Origin of the sequence: Streptomyces olindensis (assembly GCF_040645895.1) — a bacterium.
Lineage (GTDB): Bacteria > Actinomycetota > Actinomycetes > Streptomycetales > Streptomycetaceae > Streptomyces > Streptomyces olindensis.
This window is the reverse complement of sequence record NZ_JBEYZD010000047.1, coordinates 19,776-40,228: the sequence shown is the minus strand read 5'-3', so window position 1 is coordinate 40,228 and position 20,453 is coordinate 19,776. Positions and strand designations below refer to the sequence as shown.

Annotated in this window: 18 protein-coding genes and 1 riboswitch; of the genes, 2 read left to right on the top strand and 16 right to left on the bottom strand. The window is 71.3% G+C overall.

Annotated features, from left to right (window positions below; genetic code table 11):
• Window positions 1-12 precede the first annotated feature (12 nt).
• Window positions 13-2,547 carry an ABC transporter permease gene (locus ABZ948_RS27290; RefSeq protein ID WP_359763760.1) on the top strand — a complete coding sequence of 845 codons (2,535 nt, stop codon included), beginning with the start codon at window positions 13-15 and terminating at the stop codon, window positions 2,545-2,547.
• A 74-nt stretch (window positions 2,548-2,621) separates the two neighbouring features.
• Here ABZ948_RS27290 and ABZ948_RS27285 read toward each other — a convergent pair whose 3' ends face one another.
• From ABZ948_RS27285 to ABZ948_RS27210, 16 genes are all read right to left on the bottom strand, one after another.
• Window positions 2,622-3,929 carry a class I SAM-dependent methyltransferase gene (locus ABZ948_RS27285; RefSeq protein WP_359763758.1) on the bottom strand — a complete coding sequence of 436 codons (1,308 nt, stop codon included), beginning with the start codon at window positions 3,927-3,929 and terminating at the stop codon, window positions 2,622-2,624.
• A gap of 207 nt (window positions 3,930-4,136) precedes the next feature.
• Window positions 4,137-5,525, bottom strand: coding sequence for an NAD(P)/FAD-dependent oxidoreductase (locus ABZ948_RS27280; protein WP_359763757.1), 1,389 nt, complete (start codon window positions 5,523-5,525; stop codon window positions 4,137-4,139).
• Window positions 5,526-5,967: 442 nt separating this feature from the next.
• Entirely contained in the window at window positions 5,968-6,909 is a 942-nt protein-coding gene (locus tag ABZ948_RS27275; protein WP_359763755.1) for a Ppx/GppA phosphatase family protein, read from the bottom strand.
• Window positions 6,906-7,436: a DUF501 domain-containing protein gene (locus ABZ948_RS27270; protein ID WP_190053880.1), complete on the bottom strand. Its 531-nt coding sequence runs from the start codon at window positions 7,434-7,436 to the stop codon at window positions 6,906-6,908. The genes ABZ948_RS27275 and ABZ948_RS27270 overlap by 4 nt, the downstream gene beginning before the upstream one ends.
• A gap of 35 nt (window positions 7,437-7,471) precedes the next feature.
• The gene (locus ABZ948_RS27265) at window positions 7,472-7,948 is read right to left on the bottom strand and encodes an FtsB family cell division protein (protein ID WP_359763753.1); all 477 of its coding nucleotides are present in this window, start codon (window positions 7,946-7,948) and stop codon (window positions 7,472-7,474) included.
• 115 nt (window positions 7,949-8,063) lie between these two features.
• Complete coding sequence (gene eno, locus ABZ948_RS27260; RefSeq protein WP_031117962.1) at window positions 8,064-9,344, bottom strand: phosphopyruvate hydratase; 1,281 nt, start codon at window positions 9,342-9,344, stop codon at window positions 8,064-8,066.
• Window positions 9,345-9,675: 331 nt separating this feature from the next.
• Window positions 9,676-10,362: a transglycosylase family protein gene (locus ABZ948_RS27255; protein ID WP_359763751.1), complete on the bottom strand. Its 687-nt coding sequence runs from the start codon at window positions 10,360-10,362 to the stop codon at window positions 9,676-9,678.
• Window positions 10,363-10,366: 4 nt separating this feature from the next.
• Window positions 10,367-10,533, bottom strand: a riboswitch (cyclic di-AMP (ydaO/yuaA leader).
• Window positions 10,534-10,761: 228 nt separating this feature from the next.
• On the bottom strand, window positions 10,762-11,742 hold the full coding sequence (locus tag ABZ948_RS27250) for a LysM peptidoglycan-binding domain-containing protein (protein WP_359763750.1): 981 nt from the start codon (window positions 11,740-11,742) through the stop codon (window positions 10,762-10,764).
• Window positions 11,743-11,922: 180 nt separating this feature from the next.
• A complete protein-coding gene (locus ABZ948_RS27245; protein ID WP_359763748.1) occupies window positions 11,923-13,233 on the bottom strand; it encodes a cytochrome P450 family protein in 1,311 nt (436 codons plus the stop codon).
• Between the two features lie 46 nt (window positions 13,234-13,279).
• Window positions 13,280-14,308, bottom strand: coding sequence for a nucleoside triphosphate pyrophosphohydrolase (locus ABZ948_RS27240; RefSeq protein ID WP_359763746.1), 1,029 nt, complete (start codon window positions 14,306-14,308; stop codon window positions 13,280-13,282).
• Between the two features lie 69 nt (window positions 14,309-14,377).
• Window positions 14,378-15,025, bottom strand: a complete 648-nt coding sequence (locus ABZ948_RS27235; protein ID WP_359763745.1) for a SurA N-terminal domain-containing protein — start codon at window positions 15,023-15,025, stop codon at window positions 14,378-14,380.
• A gap of 141 nt (window positions 15,026-15,166) precedes the next feature.
• Window positions 15,167-16,666 carry a serine/threonine-protein kinase gene (locus ABZ948_RS27230; RefSeq protein WP_359763804.1) on the bottom strand — a complete coding sequence of 500 codons (1,500 nt, stop codon included), beginning with the start codon at window positions 16,664-16,666 and terminating at the stop codon, window positions 15,167-15,169.
• Window positions 16,667-16,704: 38 nt separating this feature from the next.
• On the bottom strand, window positions 16,705-17,334 hold the full coding sequence (locus ABZ948_RS27225; RefSeq protein WP_359763743.1) for a hypothetical protein: 630 nt from the start codon (window positions 17,332-17,334) through the stop codon (window positions 16,705-16,707).
• 182 nt (window positions 17,335-17,516) lie between these two features.
• Entirely contained in the window at window positions 17,517-18,260 is a 744-nt protein-coding gene (locus tag ABZ948_RS27220) for an N-acetyltransferase (RefSeq protein ID WP_359763741.1), read from the bottom strand.
• Window positions 18,261-18,414: 154 nt separating this feature from the next.
• Window positions 18,415-19,119 (bottom strand): DNA alkylation repair protein, encoded by a 705-nt coding sequence (locus tag ABZ948_RS27215; protein WP_359763740.1) that lies wholly within the window; start codon window positions 19,117-19,119, stop codon window positions 18,415-18,417.
• A gap of 153 nt (window positions 19,120-19,272) precedes the next feature.
• Window positions 19,273-20,049, bottom strand: coding sequence for an HNH endonuclease family protein (locus ABZ948_RS27210; RefSeq protein ID WP_359763738.1), 777 nt, complete (start codon window positions 20,047-20,049; stop codon window positions 19,273-19,275).
• A 160-nt stretch (window positions 20,050-20,209) separates the two neighbouring features.
• Here ABZ948_RS27210 and ABZ948_RS27205 point away from each other — a divergent pair, with 160 nt between their 5' ends.
• Window positions 20,210-20,395 carry an antitoxin gene (locus tag ABZ948_RS27205; RefSeq protein ID WP_359763737.1) on the top strand — a complete coding sequence of 62 codons (186 nt, stop codon included), beginning with the start codon at window positions 20,210-20,212 and terminating at the stop codon, window positions 20,393-20,395.
• Window positions 20,396-20,453: the final 58 nt, after the last annotated feature.

Genomic DNA, 20,453 nt, shown 5'->3' with positions numbered 1-20,453 from the left:
GAAGAAGAACCCATGTTCCGTACCGCCTTGCGCAACGTACTCGCGCACAAGGCCCGGTTGCTGATGACCGTGCTCGCCGTGATGCTCGGCGTCGCGTTCGTCTCCGGCACCCTGGTCTTCGCCGACACCCTCTCCAACGCCTTCCGCAACCAGTCGGCCAAGAGCTATGACGACGTCGCCGTCTCCGTCACCGCGTACGCCGACCCGGACGATCCCGAAAAGGCGCCCGGCCTGACCGGCAAGGACCTCGACAGGATCTCCGCCGTGGACGGCGTCGCCGGGGTGTACGGCCGCGTCGAGGGCTTCGCCGGGGTCGCCGACCCCGACGGGAAGCTGATCGGCGTCGGCTGGTCCAACAAGGGCTCCAACTTCGCCCCCGGCAAGGACGGCAAGGACCCCGCGTACACCTTCACCGACGGTTCGGGCCCGGTGAAGGACGACCAGATCGCCCTGGACAAGGAATCCGCGGCCAAGGGCGAATACAAGGTCGGCGACCGGGTGCGCGTCGCGACCAACGGCCCGGTGAAGGAGTACACCCTCAGCGGTGTCTTCACCACCGAGGACGGTGCCGTGAACGCCGGCGGCAGCCTCGTCCTCTTCGACACCGCCGTCGCCCAGAAGCAGTACCTCAAGCCGGGTTACTTCGAGAGCGTCACCGTCACCGCCGCCCCCGGCGCGAACGACACGAAGATCCTGGACGCGGTCAAGCCGCTGCTGCCGGACACCGCCGAGGCGCAGACCGGCCAGGCGCTCGCCGACGAACAGGCCGAGCAGATCGAGCAGGGTCTGGGCAACCTCAAGCAGGTCCTGCTCGGCTTCGCGGGCATCGCGCTCTTCGTCGGGATCTTCCTGATCTCCAACACGTTCACGATGCTGGTCGCCCAGCGCACCAAGGAGATCGCCCTGATGCGCGCCGTCGGCGCGTCCCGCAGGCAGATCACCCGCTCGGTGCTCGCCGAGGCCGCGCTGGTGGGCCTGGTCGCCTCGGCCGTCGGCTTCGCCCTCGGCATCGGCCTGGCCGTCGGACTGCGCTCCGGGATGGCCGCCTTCGACATGAAGATGCCGGACGGTCCGCTGGTCCTGTCCGCCACGCCGGTGATCGCGGCGTTCGCGGTGGGCGTGCTCATCACGACGTTCGCCGCCTGGCTGCCCGGCCGCCGGGCCGCGAAGATCCCGCCGGTGGCGGCCATGAACAGCGTCCACGCGGTGGCCACCACCAAGTCGCTGGTGCTGCGCAACTCCATCGGCGCTGCCGTCACCGCCCTCGGCGCGGTGGGGATCGTGGCGGGTGCCTCGACCGGCGGCGACGACGGCCGGATGTACATCGGGGCGGGCGCGTTCCTCGCGCTGATCGGTGTGATCATCCTGATCCCGCTGCTGTCCCGGCCCGTGATCGCGCTCGTCCGTCCGCTGCTCGTCGGCCCCTTCGGAGTGGCGGGCAAGCTCGCCGGCCAGAACGCGGTCCGCAACCCGCGCCGCACCGGAGCCACCGCCTCGGCGCTGGCGATCGGGCTGACGCTGGTGACCGGCCTGTCGGTGCTCGGCGTCACGGTCGGCACGGCCATCGACAAGATGACCACCGACAACATCAAGGCCGACTACATGGTCTCGATGGCCAACGGCGGTGACCTCGACGAGTCCGCGCTGACGGCGCTGCGGAAGGCGAAGGGCGTGTCCGCCCTCTCGCCGCAGCAGGACGCCTACTTCCAGGTCGACGGCAAGGACTACGTGTCCGCCTCCGCCGTCACCCCGGGCGACATCGAGAACGTCCTGACCGTCGACGTCGTCAGCGGCAGCGCGGCCTCGCTCGCCGAGGGCCGGATCGCGGTCGCCGAGAAGACGGCGAAGAGCAGGGGCTGGAAGACCGGCGACACCGTCCCGGTCACCTTCGGCGACGACAAGAAGGCCACGTTGACGGTCGGCGCCGTCTACAAGGACAGCGAGTTCCTCTCCCCCGTCCTCGTCGACCGGAAGATCGTGGACCGGCACGAGACGAAGCCGTTCATCCGGCAGATCTTCGTGAAGGTCGACGGCGGCCAGTCCGCGGCGAACGAGAAGGTCATCGTCGACGCGCTGGGCGACAACCCGGCGATCACCGTGATGGACAAGCAGGACATCCGCAACGAGTTCGGCGGCGTCATCAACACCCTGCTGAACGTCATGTACGGCCTGCTGGCGATGGCTCTGATCATCGCGGTGCTGGGCGTCGTCAACACCCTCGCGATGTCGGTCTTCGAACGGCAGCAGGAGATCGGCATGCTGCGCGCCATCGGTCTGGACCGGCGCCGCGTGAAGCGGATGGTCCGGCTGGAGGCCGTGGTCATCTCGGTGTTCGGCGCGGTGGTCGGCATCGCTCTCGGGGCGTTCCTCGGCTGGGCCATCGGCGAGACCTTCGCGGACCAGATCCCGGGGTACGCGCTGGTCCTGCCCTGGGACCGGATCGGGATCTTCCTGGTGCTGGCCGGTCTGGTCGGCGTCCTGGCCGCGATGTGGCCGGCCCGCAACGCCGCCCGGCTGAACATGCTGAACGCCATCAAGGCCGAGTGACCACGCCGCGCCGCGGCACACCGAAGGGCCGGCTCCCCCGCTGCGGGGGAACCGGCCCTTGTCGTCGGTCCGGGTCAGTCGCGGCCGGGCGCGCCCCAGGTGCGGGCCCGCAACGGCATCCCGGAGGCGCCCGACTCCGGTGTCCGCACGGCCAGGACCTGGTTGACGCCGATGCGGTTGTGCTCGAAGGCGAGCGCGGAGGCGGCCATGTACAGGCGCCAGACGCGGGCGCGGCCGGGGCTGGTGAGCCGGACGGCGCGCTGCCAGTCGGCCTCCAGACGGGCGACCCACCGGCGCAGGGTGAGGGCGTAGTGCTCGCGGATCGACTCCACGTCGCGCACCTCGAAGCCGGCCCTCTCCAGCTGGGTGACGGTCATGCCGATGGGCTGGAGTTCCCCGTCGGGGAAGACGTAGGAGTCGATGAAGGAGTCGACGTGGTACGTCGTCTCGTCCCGCTGCGGGCGGCGGGCGATCTGGTGGTTCAGCAGCCGCCCGCCGGGCTTGAGCAGGTCGTACAGGTCGGCGGCGTACTCCAGGTAGCGGTCGGCGCCGACGTGCTCGGCCATGCCGATGGAGGAGACGGCGTCGTACGGCCCGTCGCGGACGTCGCGGTAGTCCTGGACGCGGATCTCGACCTTGTCGGTGAGCCCCTCGTCGGCGACGCGCTTGCGGGCGTAGGCGGCCTGCTCCTGGGAGAGCGTGACGCCGACGACGCTCACGCCGTGGTCGCGAGCGGCGTGGATGGCCAGCGAACCCCAGCCGCAGCCGACGTCGAGCAGCCGCTGACCGGGCTTCAGGCCGAGCTTGCGGCAGACGAGTTCGAGCTTGTCGCGCTGGGCCTGTTCGAGGGTGCTGTCCGGGGCGGGCCAGTAGGCGCAGGAGTACACCATGGACGGGCCGAGGACGATCTCGTAGAAGTCGTTGCCGACGTCGTAGTGGTGGCTGATGGCGCGTCTGTCGGTGCGCTTGGTGTGCAGGTGGCGGCGGGGCCTGCGGGCCTCCTCGCGCGGCGGGGCGGGCGGCAGCGGGGGGCCGGCGAGCTTGACGAGTCCGCGGACGGCGGCCCGGACCTCGGGGTCGCGCAGGGCCTGGGCGAGGGTGCGGGCGTCCTCACCGCGCTCCCAGATGAGGCCGGCCAGCAGGTCGAGCGTGGTGTAGAGGTCGCCCTCGATCTCGAGGTCGCCCGCCACCCAGGCGCGGGCCAGGCCCAGTTCGCCGGGCTTCCACAGCAGACGGCGCAGGGCGCGGCGGTTGCGTACGACCAGAGTCGGCGCGCCCGGCGGGCCCGCCTGCGAACCGTCCCAGGCGCGGATGCGCACGGGAAGCGGTGCGTCCAGCACCTGTGCGAAGAGGCCCTGCAGTCGCTGCGCGGCGTCTGCCATGGTGTACACCTCCGTGACTTGAATCCCGGAATGTCCGACACCACGTAAACATCTGCGGGGCTTCGGCGCAGTCCCCGGCACGCGTCATGTCTGTGCAAAACCGGTCGCCGGTCGCCCTTCGGCGCACACGCGCCCCACGCACGCCGAAGGGCCTCCCGCACCACGGACGGCGGGAGGCCCTTCGTCAGGCCGGTGAGGGACCGGAGGTCAGGAGGCCTTGGCCTTCTCCTCGGTCTTCTCCTTCGGCGCGGCGGCGACCGGGGCCGGCTTGGCGGCCTCGTAGAACTCCTCGCGCGGCGTCTCGATGGCGCCGAGCGAGACGACCTCGCGCTTGAGGAACATGCCGAGGGTCCAGTCGGCGAAGACGCGGATCTTGCGGTTCCAGGTCGGCATCGCCAGGCCGTGGTAGCCACGGTGCATGTACCAGGCGAGACGGCCCTTGAGCTTGATCTTCATCTTGCCCATGACGATCATCGCGACGCCCTTGTGGAGGCCGAGACCGGCCACCGCGCCCTTGTTGGCGTGCGAGTAGTCCTTCTGCGGGAAGCCGCGCATGCCGGACAGGACGTTGTCGCCGAGGACCCGGGCCTGGCGCAGCGCGTGCTGGGCGTTCGGCGGGCACCAGGCGTTCTCGTTGCCCGCCTTGCGGCCGACGAGGTCCGGGACCTGGGCGTTGTCGCCCGCGGCCCAGATGTAGTCGGTGCCCTTGACCTGGAGCGTGGTCTCGCAGTCGACGTGGCCGCGGGGCCCCAGAGGCAGGCCGTAGCGGGAGAGGACCGGGTTGGGCTTGACGCCGGCGGTCCAGACGATGGTGTTGGAATCGACCTCGAGGCCGTTCTTCAGCACCACGTGGCCGTCGACGCAGGAGTCCATGGAGGTGGACAGGTAGACCTCGACGCCGCGGCCCTCGAGGTGCTCCTTGCCGTACTTGCCGAGCTTGGGGCCGACCTCGGGGAGGATCTTGTCGGCGGCGTCGACGAGGATGAAGCGCATGTCCTCGCGGGACACGTTCTTGTAGTACTTCGCCGCGTCGCGGGCCATGTCCTCGACCTCGCCGATGGTCTCCGCACCGGCGAACCCGCCGCCCACGAAGACGAAGGTGAGCGCCTTGCGGCGGATCTCCTCGTCGGTGGTGGAGTCGGCCTTGTCGAGCTGCTCGAGGACGTGGTTGCGCAGGCCGATGGCCTCCTCGATGCCCTTCATGCCGATGCCCTGCTCGGCGAGGCCGGGGATCGGGAAGGTGCGGGAGACCGCGCCGAGCGCGACGACCAGGTAGTCGAAGGGCAGCTCGTACGCCTCGCCGACCAGCGGGGAGATCGTGGCGACCTTGCGGTCCTGGTCGATGGTGGTGACCCGGCCGGTGAGAACCTCCGCCTTGGGCAGCACGCGTCGCAGCGGGACGACGACGTGGCGCGGGGAGATGTTGCCGGCGGCGGCTTCCGGGAGGAAGGGCTGGTAGGTCATGTACGACCGGGGGTCGACGACCGTGACGGTCGCCTCTCCGTAACGCATCTTCTTGAGGATGCGCCGAGCTGCGTACAGGCCTACGTACCCACCGCCTACTACGAGGATCCTGGGACGCTCCGTGGTGCTCATGCCATCGAGTATCCACCCGCTTCAGGGGGGTGGCTCGTGCGCCCCTTCACAAGCTTGCGCAGGGTGTGTGCTATCCTCCGCGGCTCGCGTGATCCACGTCATGATGACAATCGGGATCGTTTGTGCACCCCGGACCGTTGTCAATGCCGCGTGAGCTGCCTCTCTGGGTCGGAGGAGCCCCTGTGAGGCCCTCCCGGAGGTCGGTGCCGGACCCCTTCCCGGACACCTCCATACCATGCTTCTGAACATGTTCAAAGGGCCGTTCGCCCCCCGGACGGGTCAACCGGACCCTTCTCGTCGCCCGGGAGGGCCGAATTCCTTGTGAAGAACTTCACGAACTTTTCCGACGGGCTGTCGCCGAGGGGCCCCTCCGGACCCCTCGGAGCCGCTCATTCGTGATCCATGCCTGCTCAGAAGCGGGCCCGGACCTTCCTGAAGCGGACTACGCCACCGACCACGCGATGCCGTCGAGGATGTCGTGCTCGCTCACGACGACCTCCTCCGCGCCGATCCGCTCCATGATCGACAGGAGTACGAGGGCACCCGCCCCGATCACGTCGACCCGGCCCGGGTGCATGGACGGCACGGCCGCCCGCTCGGCGTGCGTGGAGCGCAGCAGCCACTCGGTGATCTCCCGGACCCGCTCGTAGGAGACCCGGGAGTGGTGGATGGCCTCCGAGTCGTACTCGGGCAGCTCCTGGGCGATCGCCGACACGGTCGTCACGGAGCCGGCCAGGCCGACCAGCGTCCGCGCCTCGCGCAGCGGCACCGTCTCCTCGGCGAGGTCGAGCGCGGCCTCGATGTCGGTCCGCATCGCCGCGATCTGCTCCTCGGTCGGGGGGTCGCTCACCACGCCGTCCCGGACCAGGTGCCGCTCGGTCATGCGGACGCAGCCGATGTCCACCGACCGGGCCGCCCGGACGTGGTCGTCGCCGACGACGAACTCGGTCGAGCCGCCGCCGATGTCCACCACCAGGTAGGGCTTGGGCAGGTGGTCGCGCCCGGCCAGCTCCTTGGTGGCGCCGGTGAAGGAGAACTCGGCCTCCTGGTCCCCGGAGATCACCTCGGGCTCGACGCCCAGGATGTCCAGCACGCCGCGCACGAACTCGTCCCGGTTCTCGGCGTCCCGGGAGGCGGAGGTCGCCACGAACCGCAGCCGCTCCGCCCCGTGCTCCTTGACGATCGCGGCGTACTCGCGGCACGCCGCGAAGGTCCGCTGCAGCGCCTCGGGCGCGAGCCGGCCGGTGCGGTCGACGCCCTGCCCGAGCCGGACGATCGTCATCCGGCGGTCCAGGTCGGTCAGCTCACCGGTCGCCGGGTCGGCGTCGGCGACCAGGAGGCGGATGGAGTTCGTACCGCAGTCCACGGCGGCGACACGGGTCACTGGGCGTCCTCCTCGGCGGTCGTCACACAGGCGCCCTTGCGCCACCACTCCGGCAGCATGGCCAGCGCCTCGTCGCCCAGCGGGTTCACCCCGGGACCCGCGGCCAGCGAGTGCGCCACCAGCACGTGCAGGCACTTCACCCGGTCCGGCATGCCGCCGGCGCTCGGGAAGTTCTTCAGCTCCTCGATCTCGTCACGGCGCCGGATGTAGTCCTCGTGCGCCGCCCGGTAGGAGGCCGCCAGCTCCGGGTCCGAGGCCAGCCGCTCGGTCATCTCCTTCATCACGCCGTTCGCCTCCAGCGTGCCGATGGCCGAGTTCGCCTTCGGGCACGTCAGGTAGTACAGCGTGGGGAACGGCGTGCCGTCCGGCAGCCGCGGGGCCGTCTCGACGACGTCGGGCTGTCCGCAGGGGCAGCGGTGCGCGATGGCCCGCAGGCCGCGCGGGGGCCGACCGAGCTGCTGCTTGAAGGCCTCGACGTCCGCGTCGGTGGGCTCGGTGCGCGGAGTGGTCGGCGGGGGCGTTTCCATGACTGTCTTCAGGCTGTCTTTCTCTGGGGTCACATTTACTGGTCGGAGGCGTCGGACTTGTCGACCCCGTCCCAGATGTTCGAGTACCAGGGGCGGTCGGCCGCCCCGAGGTCGGCGCGCGACTGCTTCGCCGCGTGCGGGTCGACGACGATGAACCCCGTCTCCCCCGGCATGACGTAGTGCAACCGCTGCCGGATCTGCTGCTCGGCGTAGGCGTCGTCCTGCCAGCGCGCCTTCATGTCGCGCAGTCGTTCGACGCGCTGGCGGGCCTGCTGCTGCTCGCGCTGCAGGTCGTCGATCTCGGCGCGCTGGGAGACGTACTCCCGCATCGGGTAGGCCAGCGCCACGATCAGCGAGCACATCACCAGCGCGAGCAGCGCGGCCCGGCCGGTCAGCCGGGAGCGGCGGGCCTGCCGCTTGGTCTGGGAGCGGTAGACCCGGGCCGCGGTCTGCTCGCCGAGCAGCCGGATCCTGGTCGCGGTGGAGAACCGGTCCCGGTCCTTCACGGCCATGTGCGTCCGCCTCCCGCTCCGCCGTCATACGCGCGTACGTCCCCGGACACGGTACGGGACCGGGTACGGGGACGTACGTACGACGCTGCCTCTTACGAGTCGGGCCTTTCGGCGATCAGCCCTTGAAGCGCGGGAAGGCCGAGCGGCCGGCGTACACCGCGGCGTCGTCGAGGATCTCCTCGATGCGCAGCAGCTGGTTGTACTTGGCGACGCGCTCGGAGCGGGCCGGGGCGCCGGTCTTGATCTGGCCGCAGTTGGTGGCGACGGCCAGGTCGGCGATGGTGACGTCCTCGGTCTCGCCGGAGCGGTGGGACATCATGCACTTGAAGCCGTTGCGCTGGGCCAGCTCCACGGCGTCCAGGGTCTCGGTGAGCGAACCGATCTGGTTGACCTTGACCAGGAGCGCGTTGGCCGCGCCCTCCTCGATGCCGCGGGCGAGGCGCTCGGGGTTGGTGACGAACAGGTCGTCGCCGACGAGCTGGACCTTGTCACCGAGCTTGTCGGTGATGGTCTTCCAGCCCTCCCAGTCGTCCTCGAACAGCGGGTCCTCGATGGAGACCAGCGGGTACGCCTCGACCAGCTCCGCGTAGTACTCGGTCATCTCGGCGGCCGAGCGGCTCTTGCCCTCGAAGGTGTAGGAGCCGTCCTTGTAGAACTCGGACGCGGCGACGTCGAGCGCCAGGGCGATCTGCTCGCCGGGGGTGTAGCCGGCCTCCTTGATGGCCTCGAGGATGAGGTCGAGGGCCTCGCGGTTGGAGCCGAGGTTCGGGGCGAAGCCGCCCTCGTCGCCGAGGCCGGTGGCCAGGCCCTTGCTCTTCAGGACCTTCTTCAGCGTGTGGTAGACCTCGGCGCCCCAGCGCAGGGCCTCGGAGAAGGACTCCGCGCCGATCGGGGCGATCATGAACTCCTGGATGTCCACGTTGGAGTCGGCGTGCGAGCCACCGTTCAGGATGTTCATCATCGGCACCGGCAGCAGGTGCGCGTTCGGGCCGCCCAGGTAGCGGAAGAGGGGGAGGTCGCTGGCCTCGGAGGCGGCGTGGGCGACGGCGAGCGAGACGCCGAGGATGGCGTTGGCGCCGAGGGAGCCCTTGTTGTCGGTGGCGTCCAGGTCGAACATGGCCTGGTCGATCAGGCGCTGCTCGGTGGCGTCATAGCCGACGAGCTCCGGGCCGATCTGCTCGATGACCGCGAGGACGGCCTTCTCCACACCCTTGCCGAGGTAGCGGTTCGAGTCGCCGTCGCGGAGCTCGATGGCCTCGAAGGCGCCCGTGGAGGCGCCGGACGGGACGGCGGCACGACCGGTGCTGCCGTCGTCGAGGCCGACCTCGACCTCGACCGTGGGGTTGCCTCGGGAGTCCAGGATTTCCCGGGCTACGACGACGTCGATGGACGGCACGAGCATCTCCTTCTTCATGTGACGCGGTGACGCGGGTCGCGTGGACCCGGCGAGGTGCGGGCCGGTGGCTCGCGACATGAGCCTAACCGGCTCCGGGCGATCGGCCACCGGGTCGCCCACCCCATGGACAGAACCGAGAGTAAATTGTTTCCGAACGGAACAAAGCCGAAGCGCAAAGCCCGGCGGAAAAAACCCCGCCCCGGCGCGTACGGGGGAACACGCGCCGGGGCGGGGAGCCCGTGGGGACGGGGGTGGGCCGTGCCCGTGGGGGCGGGCGGGCGGCCCTGTGGGGGGCGGGCGGGCCGCCCCCTGGGGACGGGCGGGCCGCTGCTTACTTCAGGTGCAGCTGCTGGCCCGGGTAGATGAGGTTGGCGTCCTCGACGATGTCCTTGTTCAGCTCGTAGAGCTTCTCCCAGCCGCCCTTGACCTTCTTCTCCGCGGCGATGGAGCTGAGGGTGTCGCCCTTGACGACCTTGTACTCGCCATCGCCCTTCTTGACCTTCTTGCCGGTCGGGGTGGTGACGGTCTTCTTCGCGGCCGGGCGCTCGTCGGAGCGGGAGGCCGGCTGCTGCTGGGTCTCGCGGGTCTCGGTGCTCTGCTGCGCGGAGCTGCCGGAGTCGCTCGAGGAGCCGCCGCCGGTGTAGCCGGCGCTCGACAGGCCCTTGCCGCAGACCGGCCAGGCACCCTTGCCCTGGCTCGCCAGGACCTTCTCGGCGATCTCGATCTGCTGGGCCTTGGTGGCCTGGTCGGCGGTGGAGGCGTACTTGGTGCCGCCGTAGCCGGACCAGGTGGAGGCGGAGAACTGCAGGCCGCCGTAGTAGCCGTTGCCGGTGTTGATGGACCAGTTGCCGCCGGACTCGCACTGGGCCACGGCGTCCCACTCGGAGGCGGTGGCGGCGGAGGCGTTGCCGGCCGCCATCAGCGGGGCGGCGACGGCGGCGCCGGCGACACCGGCGACGGCGATGGCGCGAGTGGCCTTGGACGGACGACGGTGCTTGCCCTTGCCGGAAAACAGCATGGATGGATCCCCTCACCGACGCCTGCGAGGTGAGCTGTCGGGTTCGGGCCGGTTGAGTTGCCCGGCCGCGCCCCTCCCGGGACGCGGCTTCACCCCAAGCCCGTCCGGCACAACTGTCCGGTCGGGCACCTACCTTGGGTCCCCCGCTCCTGCCTACGGCGCTTGACGCGACGACTGTTCCCGTGCGGCCGCTGGCAGGATTCGGCGTTGCGGCAGCCGGGGCTCGCGGTGGCGAGCGGTCATGACCGTAGACACGCGATCGACGGAATTTCAAAGACGATCAGGGCTTCTGAGATCTATCTCTCACCGCACTTATACGGGACATTCACCGCGAAACATGACGCGAACTCGCGCGGTTTCGGGGCGACTTCCGCCGCGGTTTCCGCTCTGCCCCACCGACTACTCCTCGTCCGCTTCGGCCCCTACTGTGAGCCTCTGACCGGGGCGGATGAGGTTCGGGTCGGTGCCGACGGCGTCCTTGTTGCCGGCGTAGAGCGCGTGCCATCCGCCGCTGAGGTCAAGGGAGTCGGCGATGGACCAGAGGCTGTCGCCGACGCGGACGGTGTAGGAGCCGTCCGTGGCGTCGCGGGACGCGTCGTCGCCGCGCGAGGCGTGCCGGCCCGTGGACTCGTTCGCACGGCCGTCGGCGGGCTCGGTGTTCTCATCGGCGCTGGGGCCGCGGTGGCGGCCGGAGCCGGTGTCGGTCAGCGCCGAAGAGGTGCCGTCCTGCCGCGAATTGTCGGACTCGCCGCTTCCGGACGTGGCCGAGGGGGAGCTGTCAGGCTCCCGGCCCTGGGACGCGGACTCTCCGGAATCGGACGACTTGTCGGAGTCAGCCGGTTCGTCCTTCGACGTCGACGGCGCGTCAGGGGACTCGGACGTCGAAGGGGACGAGGAAGGAGTCGACGAGTCGGCCGACGAGGAGGTCGAATCGGAGGAGTCGAGCAATCCCGGCGAGTCGGTCGGATCGGACGAGTCGGATGAGTCGGATGCACCCGACTTCGAGTCCTGCTGGAGGCCGGAGAGCAGTCCGCAGGTGCGCCAGGCGCCGACCCCCTGGTCGGCGAGGATTCTCTCGGCCACGGCGATCTGCTGGGCGCGGCTGGCCAGGTCGGCACTCGCGGCGTAGTCGAGACCGCCGTGGTTCTCCCAGTCCTCCTGGGAGAGCGCGAGGCCGCCGTAGTAGCCGTTGCCGCTGTTCTGACTCCAGGCGCCGCCGGTCTCGCAGTCCGCGACCCGGTCCCAGGTCGTGCCGTCGGCCGCACTGGCACCGGAGGCCCCGAGGAGCGGGATCGCGATGGCGGAGCCGGTCACTCCGGCCGCGACGAGGAGAGCCGGAGCCTGGCGGGGGCGACGGTGCCGACCGTTCCCGGAGAGCATACGGAGACCTTTCGCGAGACAGCAGTGACCGGCGCGGCGCAGAGGCCCGGCCGCGCTGATGGGTGAACGTATCGGCAGACGATCACTTGTCACAAGTTCATGCCGCGCAGATCACGTGAAGATCACAGGTCTGACGGCGTGTCATGTTTAGCCGTTCGCCCCAGTGGTGAGGGCGGGCTGTCATGCCGGTGTGAACTCCACCGGCAGGGTGCGCAGCCCCCGCATGATGAGGCCGCCGCGCCACCTCAGGTCGGCCGGATCCGCCGCGAGCCGGAGGTCCGGGAGGCGGGTGAGAAGGGTGGCGAGGGCGGTCTGGCCCTCCAGGCGGGCTAGCGGGGCCCCCAGGCAGTAGTGGATGCCGTGGCCGTAGCCGAGGTGCTGGTTGTCGCGGCGGGAGAGGTCGAGCACGTCCGGGTCGGCGAACCGCTCCGGGTCCCGGTCCGCGGCGGCCAGGACGACGAGGACCGGGTCGCCCGCGTCGATGTGCTGCCCGCCGATGGTGAGCGGCCGCGTGGCGAACCGCCAGGTGGCGAGCTCGACAGGGCCGTCGTAGCGCAGGAGTTCCTCGACGCCGGTCTCCAGCAGGCCCGTCTCGCCGGCGGCGAGGGAGGTCTGGAGGCGGGCGCGCTGCCCGGGGTGGGTGAGCAGGGCGTAGGTGCCGTTGCCGATGAGGTTGACGGTGGTCTCGAACCCGGCGAACAGCAGGATGAACGCCATGGCGGCGGCCTCGTTCTCGGTGAGGTGCTCGCCGTGGTCGGAGGCGCGGATGAGACCGGAGATGAGGTCCTCGCCGGGGACGGGTTCGGCGGGCAGGGCCTCCCGCTTGCGGTGGATGAGGTCGGCGAGGTAGCCGCGCATCTTCTTCACGGACCGCGCGACACCGCCCCGGGGCCCGCCCTGGTGGCGGATCATCATGCCCGCCCAGTCCCGGAAGTCGTCCTGGTCCTCGCGGGGGACGCCGAGCAGGTCGCAGATGGCGTAGATGGGGAGCGGGAAGGCGAACTCGTGGATCAGGTCGGCGGACCCCTGCCGCGCGAACCCGTCGATGAGGTCGTCGGTCAGCTCCTGCACGCGTGGCGCGAACTCGGCGACCCGGCGGGGCGTGAACGCCTTGGACACGAGCCGCCGCAGCCGCGTGTGGTCCGGCGGGTCGATGTTGAGCAGGTGCGTCATCAGCTCGGCCTTGCGCTCACCGGGGATCCCGGTCTTGCCCTTGGCGTGCGCGGGTTCGTCGTGATGCGCCGGGTTCTTGGAGAGCCGGTTGTCGGCGAGGGTCTGCTTGGCGTCGGCGTACCGCGTGACCAGCCAGGCCTCCACACCGCTGGGCAGCCGCGTCCGGTGGACGGGCGCGTGCTCGCGGAGCCAGGCGTAGGCGGGGTAGGGGTCGCTGGCGAACTCCCAGGTGAACAGGTCGGGGGCCGGAGCGGACGTGCTGGGCTCGGACTGGTCGGGGGCGGGAGCGGACGTGCTGGGCTCGGACTGGTCGGTCACCCCCCGACCGTATCCGGCCCGCCGCCGCTCCCCCTTGCCGGTCCGCTCAGCTCTCGGTCTCCCTGATCGCGTCCCGGTAGGCGCGGGCCGCCGCTCTCAGGGCCGCCTCCGGGTCGACGCCCTCCGCCTCGGCGCGGACCGCCAGGGCCAGCAGGTCGTAGCCGATGCCTTCGACGGGCGGGAGCGGTATGTCCAGGCCGGCGGTGCGGGCCCGGGACGCGAGCTTGGCGGCGAGGGCCAGGCCGGGCTGGCCGAGCGGGATGCCCTCGGTGATCGAGGAGCGCTGCTTCTCGACCGCCTTGGTGCGCAGCCAGTGCTCCTTGACCTCCTCGGGGGTGGTGGCCGTCGCGTCGCCGAAGACGTGCGGGTGGCGGTGGATCAGTTTGGCGACGATGCCGCCGGCCACGTCGTCGATGGAGAAGGGGGCGTCCAGGTCCTCCTCGGCGATGCGGGCGTGGAAGACGACCTGGAGCAGGACGTCACCGAGCTCCTCGCGCAGCTCGTCGCGGTCGCCCTCCTCGATCGCCTCGACCAGTTCGTACGCCTCCTCGATGCCGTACTTGGCGAGGCCCTTGTGGGTCTGCTGGGACGACCAGGGGCACTCGGCGCGGATGCGGTCCATGACCTGCACGAGGTCGAGGAGACGGGCGCCCGGCAGGTCGTAGGAGGCGGGCAGCAGCTCCAGTTCGGGCATGGAGAGGCGGCCGGTGCCGGCGAGGCGGGCCAGGCCGTCCGTCAGGGCCGGTTCGCCCTCGCCCGTCGCCACGACCACCACCGTGCGCCCGCCGGCGCAGCTGTCGACCAGCTCCTGGGCGGTCGGGGACGCCTCACCGACCGTGATCCCGGCCTCGCGCAGATACGGCAGCTGCGGGTGCGCGCCGTCCGCGCACAGCACCTGGTCGGCCGCGTGCAGAGCCTGCCAGGCGGGCCAGGACAGCAGACCGGGGGCGACGCGGTGACTGGTGGTGAGCAGGACGATGCGGCCGGGGGCGGCGGCCGCGCCGGGGGTGGTCTGCTCAGGTCCGGGGGTGGTCCGCTCGGGGCCCGGGGTGGCTTCGGAGCTGTTGGCGTTCACGATTCGAAGCTATCCCACGCCGCCGACAGTCCCGGAAGTTATCCACAGGGCCCCGCGGGGCGGGATGCCCTACAGGGACTGCTGCGTCTGCGCCGCCGTCACGTCCCGCACCCACGGCGTCTTGGCGTCGGCGCGGCTGCTCTTCTGGACGTCCCAGGTGCCGTAGCGCGGGTTGAGGTCGACGTCCAGGTCCTTGGAGGCCTTGGACAGGGCCTTCCAGAACTCGGGGCGGTTGGTGTCGGTGCCGAGCTTCTCGGCGAGCTTCTGGGCCTCCAGCTGGAGGCGGAGGTTCTCGTCGAGGCGCTGCGGCGGGATGCCGTACTGCTGCAGCCAGGTCGTCTCCAGCGCCTTGGCTCCGCCGGCCTGCTCCTCCAGGGCGGACCGCATGCCCTGGATCTCGCGGCGGGTGACGGTCACCCCGGCGTCCTCGGCGGCGCGGTGCAGCACCCGGTCGAGGACCATGGTGTGCAGGGTGGCGCGGGTGAGGGTGCCGGTCCTGGCGATGGCCTGCTGGTACTGGGCGTCGTTCTGCACGGCCGCCCGCTGGGCCGCGCGGACCTCGCCGACCCGCTCCTCCAGCTGGGAGACGGTGATCCGCTGCCCGCCGACCACGGCCGCTGCGCCGGGATGCGCCTCGTTCCCGCAGGCGGTGAGCAGGGGCGCCGCGGCGGCGATCGCGGCGGTGAGGACGAGCGCGGTGCGACGGCGGCGGTGCAAGGAGACCTCCCGAGGAGATTGTGCGACGGTGCACAAAGTCTTGCGGTGATCGATGGTAGGCAGTGGCCAGGCTCTGGCCAACCCATTCGACCAACGATTCACCGGGACTTCCGGCACCGCCGCGCCGCCCCGGGGCCGCGGTCAGCCCCGGACCTGCCCCAGCCACTGCAGTGTCCTGCGGATCTCCGCGCCGAGCGGGTGCCCGGGCCCGTGCGTGCGCTCCACGTCGTGCAGCAGCCGGGCCAGGGTGTCGTGGGCGGCGCCGCGGTCGCCGAGGGCGAGCAGGAGGTGGCCGATGCGGCGGCGGACGTCGTGCGCGAGCTCGGGGCCGCCGGCGGCGACGTACTGGTTCTCGTAGTACGGCAGCACGGCCCGGTACTCGGCGAGCGCCGCCGCCGGTTCGCCCATCTGTTCGAGGCACTGGGCGGCCTCGTAGCGGAAGCGCAGGGACTGCGGGTCGGCCTGGCCGGCCTCGGCGGCGCGTTCGTCGGCGAGGCGGCGCAGCTCGGGCAGGGCGCGCCGGAACTGGCCGTCGTCCAGGAGCGTGGCCGCGTACTGCTTGCGCAGGGTGCGCACGACCGGGGAGTGCTCGCCGTGCTGTTCGGCGGCAGCGGGCAGGATCGCGCCGAGGATGTCGACGGCCTGGGTGATGCGGCCCTCGCCGAGCAGCCGCTTGACCTCGTCGACCGCGCGGGCGATGTCCGTCTTCCCGGTGGTCTCGGCGACGGGCGCGGCGGGCGGCGCGGGCTGGGGCGCCGGGGTGCGGGCCCGGTCGGGCCAGGGGGCGTGCGGGCGCAGGAACGGGCGCGTGGGGTCGAGGGCCGCCCCGGTGGGCGTCCCGCGTGCGGGCAGGAGCTGCTCCAGGTGCTCGTAGACCTCCTGTGCGGAGGCGGGCCGGTGCTGCGGGTCCTTGGCGAGCAGGCGCAGGACGAGGGTCTCCAGGGCTTCGGGGACCTCGGGGCGCAGGCGGCGCACCGGCAGCGGGGGCTCGTAGAGGTGCCGGTGCAGGACGCCGAGGGCCGTGGAGCCGGAGAAGGGCACGTCCCCGCTGAGCAGTTCGTGCAGGACGACGCCGAGCGCGTACAGGTCCGTGTACGGGCCGACCGCGCCGCCCATCGCCTGCTCCGGGGCCATGTAGGCGGGCGAGCCGATGGGGGTGCCCGTGTGGGTGAGGCGGGTGGTGTCGGCGTCCATGACGGAGGCGACGCCGAGGTCGAGGACGGTGACCGTGCCGTCCTGCTTCACCATCACGTTGCGCGGCTTGAGGTCGCGGTGGACGATCGGCACGGCGTGCACGGCGCTCAGCACGGCGCACAGTTGCGCGGCGACCGCGACAGCCCAGGGCCAGGGGTACGGGTCGTGTTCGGCGAGGTGGCCGGCGAGGTCGGCGCCGTCGATGTACTGCATGACGAGGAACAGCTCCTCGCCCTCACTGCCCGCGTCGTGCACCGTGACGAGGCCCGGGTGGTCGACCTGCGCGGTCACCCGGCACTCGCGCACGAAGCGGCGGCGCAGCTCCTCCGCGTCCTGACCGGCCACCTTGTCGGGGCGCAGCAGCTTCACCGCCACGCGCCGGTCGAGCCGCCGGTCGTACGCCGTCCAGACCTGTCCCATGCCGCCGTGCCCGAGGAGCGTGGACAGTTCGTAGCGGCCGGCGACGACACGTCCTGCCGTCACGGTCACCTGCCGTCCTCGTCGCGGCCGTCCCGGTGGCCCTCGCCTTCCTGTCGGCGCAGGTAGTCGCTGAGCTCGTCGAGTTCGGCGCGTACCTGGTCGATGCGGGCGGGCGCGGGGCGCTGGGGGGACGGCGGCGGCTGGACCGGGCCGGGGCCGTGGGGCGTGGCGTCCCGGGGGGCGGGGGTGTGCGGTCCGGGGGGCTGCGGGGTGGGCGTGGACGTGGGGGCGTAGGGCGGGGCGGGGTGCGGATAGCCGTACGCGGAGTGGACGGTCGGCGCGTGCGGCGGCGCGTAGCCGGCGAACTGCCGCTGCTCGCTGTGGTGCCCGATGTCCACGACGAGGAAGTAGATGCCGGCGCCCGCGCCGATCAGGAGGATCACGGCCAGCGCGATGTCGGTGCGGACGTCGCTCTCCGGCAGCACCCCGACCACCGCGAAGCACACGATGGACAGGGGCAGGCTCGCCCAGGCCAGCACCCAGTCGAGGACCCGTCCGCGCAGGACGGCCACCCGGAACAGCGGTACGCAGGCCAGCAGGCCGCACGTGAGGAAACCGGCGGCGGCGAACAGCACGCGCAGGGAGATGACCGTTGCCGCGCTGCGGGGAGGCGGCGCCGCGCCGTGGCCGTACATGACTGCTCCTGGACCGGTGTAGCCGATAGGACGAACGTGCGAGTGACAGAACCCGGTGGGGGATCCGAGCGTATAGCCCGACACGGACAACCGGTTACGGGTTGTACCGAACCGTTGTCGTGCTGATCACTTCGTACCCATGGGCCGTCCCGCGCGATCGCGGCCGTACCGCCCGTCGCGCCTCACAGCGGGTGGCGCATCCACACGTTGGGTTCGACGTACACCGCGTATCCCCGGGCCGGTTCGCAGCGCACCGGCACCAGGCCGCCGGGCACCTCGATGTCGCCCTCGGTGTCGAAGGGCAGCCCGGTCCAGCGGCGCCAGTCCGCCAGCGGGGCGGCCACCGTCATGGACGCCGGGGCCACGGAGTCGATGGTGGCTCCGGCCCGGGCGTGCACCCGCAGCCACGGGTCGTGGGGCAGGCCGTCGGGGCGGACGCGGTGGGCGTACTCCTCGATGGGCGTGTGCGGTTCGAGGTGCTTGGCGTTGGGCCGGACCGGGGCGACGACCTCCTTGAAGCCGAGCGCGCGGGCGTTGTCGCGCATGGCCGAGAGCATCACCGCGGACAGTCCGCGGCCCTGCGCGTGCGGGGCGATGGAGACCGCGATCGCGCTGACGGTGTCGGGGCGCACACCGCGGCGCAGGTCCGAGAAGGCCCAGACGAGAACGGCGTCCCAGCCCTTGCCCGGCAGCGTGCCGCGGCCCTCCGCGCCGAGAGCGAAGGGCACGCTGTAGGCGCTCGCGACGACCTCGCCCCGCTCGTCCTCGGCGAACAGGACGTACTCCGGGAGTTCGCCCGCGATCCGCGGGTAGTGCGCGGCGCCCACGAGGTCCTGGGTGACGAACTCCGGCCAGGTGTCCGCCATTCCGACGACCCGCTCCAGCATGTCGGGGCGGTCGGCGAGGCTCGATATCTTCGGTTGCATGCGGTCACGGTAGGCGCGGGAGCGGACCATCCGGAATCGAATTACCGGGCGGGGAAGCCGGTTTTCCCGTGGCGGGAGGGACTCGGCCGGCCGGGTGCGAGAGGTGCGGGGCCCGCCTTCGCCGGCCCGCCGGACGCACCCAGCCCCCCTTCCCCTACCGCGTTCTCACGAACCGCGACCGCTCCTCCGCCGGGAGCAGCTCTGTCCCGTAACGCACGGTGATGCGCGGCAGGTCGGCTAGGTGCTGTTCGAGGAACGCGACCAGCCGGGGCGCGTCCCGGCGGCCGATCTCGCGCAGCATCCAGCCGAGCGCCTTGTGGATCAGCGGTTCCGGGTCGCGGCACAGGGCGCGCACCAGATGGAGGGTCGGGTCGAAACGCCCTGCGCGGATCAGTGCCAACGTGGCGACGACGGCGATCCTGCGGTCCCAGAGCGAGGACGAGGCGGCCAGTTCGTCCAGGACCTCCAGGGCGTCCTCGGGTCCGTCGACGAGCCACGGCCCGAGCACGACGTGAGCCGAACCGTCCACCAGATCCCAGTTGTCCACCCACCGCGTCCGGGCCAGGTAGAAGTCGACCAGATACCGACGCTGCGCGCCCCGGGCGGTTCGCATCCGCTCGGCCAGCACCAGCACTCCGGCCAACCGCTCCTCGTGAACGGTGCTGCGCAGCAGGGCGTCCAGGTCCTCCCAGGCCAGCTCCCGGTGCGCCCGGGCCAGTTCGCGCACCACGGGCACCCGCACACCGAGCAGTTCGTCGCTCTCCGGCGGCCGCAGCACCCGAAGCTGCTGGGCCCTGACGTCCGGCTCCGCCCTGTCCCGCAGGGCGCTCCGCAGAGCCTCCAGCGCATGGCTCGTCATGCCGGCGGACGGTAGCGCAGGACGAGTGGGTCGCTCCGCTTCTCTCCGCTTCTCTCCTCTCTCAGCCGCCGCGCAGCCGCTCTCTCAGCCATCGCCCTGCCGTTCTCTCAACCGTCGCACTGGCGCTTTCTCAGCCGTCGCATTGCCGCTCTCTCAGCCGTCGCATTGCCGCAGCATCATCCGCTTGTCGGCAGCCGTCACGGGCAGGTCGTACTTCAGTGACACCTGGGCGAAGCGCACCGAGTAGGAGCAGCGGATGCGTTTGTTCGGCGGCAGCCAGGACGCCGGACCGGAGTCTCCCTTCGCGCTGTTGGTCGGCCCGTCCACCGGGACGAGGTTGAGCGGGTCGTTGGCGATGGCCTCCCGCTTGTCCTTCGTCCAGCGCGACGCGCCCATCTGCCAGTCGTACGACAGCGGCATGACGTGGTCTATCTGGACCTTCGTCGCACGGGACTTGGTCCACTCGATGACCTTCCCGGTGTACGGGTCGTGCAGCGTGAGGGAGCTGACGACGCAGTCCGAGCCCGACCGGAAGCGAAGGTCCTCACCGTCCCTTTGCAGCAGGTCGTTCCGTGTGTCACAGCCGTTGCGGGAGAAGGGGACGTCGCGGGGCGCCGAGTCCATCCAGGCGTAGCCGAACTCGTCCCGTTCGTATCCGGTCCTCGGGCCGCGCCCCTTGGTCGCCACCTTCTCGATCAGAGCACGGGCACTCGCCCGGTCCGCGGCGGACGTGATCGCCGCCAGCCCCGGCTTCGTGCCGTCCGGGTTGTCCAGCGGGCTCACCGCCCGGCCGTTGCCGTCGGCCGGGACGCCGGAGCCGGAGGGACCGCCGCCGTCCGCAGGCGGGGTCAGCCCTTCGCAGCCGGCCAGCGTCACACCGGCGAACACCATCGCGGCAACCGCTGTCGCCCCGCCCCTCAGACGCCTCACCGTGCGCCCCTCCCTGCTTGCCTGTTCCGCCCGGGCATGGGCGGCTGTGCCTGCCCCACGGTAGCGAGGGAGAGGTACAGACCACATCCGTGCCCAAATGGGCATACCTCGCATGTCACGCGTATCGTCGGTTCTGAGTCACCCCCGGAAGGAGTTCTGCATGGGCATCTTCGACAAGTTCAAGAGCCAGGCGCGGAACAGGGGCAAGCAAGGCTCCGACACCGCGGAACAGAAGATCAACGAGAAGACCGGCGGCAAGTACGAGGACCAGGTCGACACGGGGCAGCAGCGGGTCGAGGGCACGCTCGGCATGGACCGCGACCGCGATCGGCCCGACCAGCAGTAACGCCTCAAGTCACACCTCCACCAGCGCGGGGTCGCCCACGGGACGAGCCTTGGACGCC